Origin of the sequence: Synechococcus sp. H60.1 (assembly GCF_047462335.1) — a bacterium.
Lineage (GTDB): Bacteria > Cyanobacteriota > Cyanobacteriia > Thermostichales > Thermostichaceae > Thermostichus.
This window is the reverse complement of the sequence record NZ_JANSJA010000024.1, coordinates 1-2207: the sequence shown is the minus strand read 5'-3', so window position 1 is coordinate 2207 and position 2207 is coordinate 1. Positions and strand designations below refer to the sequence as shown.

Genomic DNA, 2207 nt, shown 5'->3' with positions numbered 1-2207 from the left:
TTTTGGGTGCCCAGGCTAAGGGTGTGATCAGCCAAGGTTTTGGCTACGCCGAAGTCGAGGATTTTCAGTTGCGACGTGAGCTGGCCATCTCGAAAAACCCGCTCAACAAACAGGTTGCTGGGCTTGATGTCGCGGTGAATCACGCCCCGAATCTCGCGGCCCTCGACCTTGGCGTGAAATGTATGGGCAAAGTGCAGCCCCTCACAAGCCTGCAGGGCCAGCCGAAGGGCTTGCCGGAGCGACAGAGCCCCTTTTTCTCGAATCAGCTTGCCCAGATCCTGCCCCTTGAGGTATTCCATCACCAAGTAGGCCTGCTCCCCCTCTTGGCCGTGATCCAAGACTTTGACGATGCGGGGATGCTGGCCCAGAAGGGTGCTGACGCGAACCTCTTCGGCAAAGCGGCGACGCAAATCGGTCTGGGCGTCACCTCGGCTCAGCAGCATAGGGGCATGCAGGATCTTAACAGCCACCTCTTGGCGGTTGTTGTGCAAGTCCAAAGCGCGAAAGACGGATCCCATGCCGCCGCCACCGATTTCTTGAATCAGTTGGTAGCAGCCACCCAAAATGCGATTGGTGAGTTCGGAAGACATAAGGAGGCAGCTTGGGCAGAGATGTCCATACGATAAACCAATTGCTGGAGTTTATACCCGCTCCTTTCCCCGTCCAACTCAGGGATCCCAACCTTTGACGCTCTGGGAACTCTGCGCCGCTCAAGCCCTCACCCCCAACCCCTCTCCCTCTGGGAGAGGGGAGTTGGAGCGGCGCGTTTGCGGCAGCGCTGCCTAGCAATAACGACGCGACGAGCCGTTTTTTACTGCTACTTGGAATAACCATTTAGAGATTTTCTTAAGGATCCCTAGTAAATGTGAAAAAAAGCGAGAGGGAATGCTGAGGAAATGAGGCCTTGTGGGCAACCTTCGGCCTGAAGAGGGATGATCGGAAGGGATCCCTGGGCGAGGGCTTATGGACTTGGGCTTGGTGGTGATCGCCTACAAGGAGGGGGATCGGGAGAGCAAAGCCGCCTGTCAATTGTGTGCGGAGCAATTGCGTCGGCGCGGTGTTACGGTGCTGACCGCTCCCACCGGCTTGCACCACAACCCCTACCCGGTCTTTTTGGAGGCCACTTCGGATCCTATCGATCTAGCTGTGGTACTAGGGGGAGATGGGTCGGTGTTGGCGGCAGCCCGCCACTTGGCCCCGCACGGGATCCCGATTTTGCCCATTCAGTCGGGGGGCAGGCTGGGGTTTTTGGCTCAATCAGAGCGGGTGCTGCACCAGGATCCCTGGGATCGCATTCAGGCAGGAGACTTCGTCCTGCAAGCCCGCATGATGTTGCAGGCCCAGATTTGGGAGCAAGCGCAATTGGGGCAAGGGGCTATCCCTGAGGAGGGCAAGCGGCAGGGTCGCCCGGTCAGCGAAGTCTACTACGCCCTCAACGAAATGTGCCTCAAGCCCATCAACCGGGAACGCCTGCCCGCCGCCATCATGGAAATCGAAGTCAATGGCGAGATTTTGGATCAGTACCACGGGGATGGCGTGCTGGTGGCCACGCCAACGGGATCCACTTCCTACACTTTGGCAGCCAATGGTCCCATCCTGGAACCTACCTTTGAGGCCATCATCATCACCCCCATTTGTCCCCTCAGCTTGTCCAGCCGGCCCATTGTTATCAGCGGCACGGCCACGGTGGAGATCTGGCCCCTTGCTGATCCGGAAGGGCTGACCCGCCTCTGGACTGATGGTGTCTTGGCTCAATCGGTCAACCCCGGCCAGTGGGTGCAAATTCAACGGGCTCCCCTGCCGGCCAAGCTGATGATCCTAGAAAAAGACCTCTCCTACTTCCGCACCCTGCGAGAAAAGCTGCAGTGGGCCGGCAGCCGCATCTACATCCCCACCACCAACCACCGCCCCGAGGGGGGATAAAGGGATCTTAAAGTTGGGGAGCTAGAGTAGCGGAGTTTAACTCCCCTGGAATCTTCTCCCATGAGCCTCAGACTGTACCTACTCAGACACGGGGAAACCCCCTACAGCCGTTCCGGTAGCTTTTGTGGCGCCCTCGATCCCGACCTCACCTCCGAAGGCCAGCAGATGGCAGAAGCTTTTGCCGCCGCCTATGCCGGGATCCCTTGGCAGGCCCTCTACGTCAGCCCGATGCGGCGCACCTTGGCTACTCTCAGGCCGCTGGCAGAGAAGACGGGGTTGGAGAT

The 2207-nt window shown here is 58.8% G+C and carries 3 protein-coding genes; 2 read left to right on the top strand and 1 reads right to left on the bottom strand.

Annotated features, from left to right (window positions below; all coding sequences use genetic code 11):
- The coding region (locus NW852_RS01190; RefSeq protein ID WP_414426401.1) for a serine/threonine protein kinase at window positions 1–590 on the bottom strand (590 nt) is incomplete at its 3' end.
- Between the two features lie 373 nt (window positions 591–963).
- Between NW852_RS01190 and NW852_RS01185 the strand changes: the two genes are divergently transcribed.
- Entirely contained in the window at window positions 964–1923 is a 960-nt protein-coding gene (locus NW852_RS01185; RefSeq protein ID WP_414370942.1) for an NAD(+) kinase, read from the top strand.
- 60 nt (window positions 1924–1983) lie between these two features.
- Window positions 1984–2207, top strand: a 224-nt coding sequence (locus NW852_RS01180) for a histidine phosphatase family protein (RefSeq protein ID WP_414426400.1), incomplete at its 3' end; no start/stop codon positions are given.

What these genes read in the sequence shown, in the direction of transcription:
- NW852_RS01185 (WP_414370942.1), top strand. Translation starts at nt 964, where the DNA reads ATGGACTTGGGCTTGGTGGTGATCGCCTACAAGGAGGGGGATCGGGAG.